The organism is Desulfobulbus rhabdoformis (genome assembly GCF_016919065.1).
Taxonomy (GTDB): Bacteria; Desulfobacterota; Desulfobulbia; order Desulfobulbales; family Desulfobulbaceae; genus Desulfobulbus; species Desulfobulbus rhabdoformis.
In genome coordinates this window covers 1-410 of record NZ_JAFFQA010000175.1, presented here as the reverse complement: position 1 = coordinate 410, position 410 = coordinate 1, and the positions used below count along the sequence as shown (strand labels likewise).

The following is a 410-nucleotide window of genomic DNA, read 5'->3' as shown; positions in this document are numbered from 1 at the left end:
GGCTAAAGATGAATTACCGCATTTCCAAGATATTGGTGGAACGATTGGTACACTAGTTTCAGGTTTCTTTTTAGTGCTTATCGGTGTGTTGAATCTAATTATTTTAATCTCTTTAATTAACTTGTTCGCTAAATTACGTCGTGAACACATTGAAGAAGCTGAAGTCGATGCATTACTTGAATCTAGAGGATTGGTTTCTCGATTTGTAGGACCTTATTTCAAATTAATCACGCGTAGTTGGCACGTATTGCCACTTGGCTTTTTATTTGGACTTGGTTTTGATACAGCTAGTGAAATTGCGTTACTCGCTCTTTCTTCAGGCGCATCACAACAAGCCATTTCATTTATCGGAATCTTATCTTTACCAATTTTATTCGCATCAGGTATGAGTTTATTGGATACATTAGATG

Annotated in this window: 1 protein-coding gene; it reads left to right on the top strand. The window is 36.3% G+C overall.

Features of this window, described 5'->3' with window-relative positions; all coding sequences use genetic code 11:
• On the top strand, positions 1-410 hold a 410-nt coding region (locus JWJ90_RS22970; protein ID WP_205229528.1), incomplete at both ends, for a HoxN/HupN/NixA family nickel/cobalt transporter.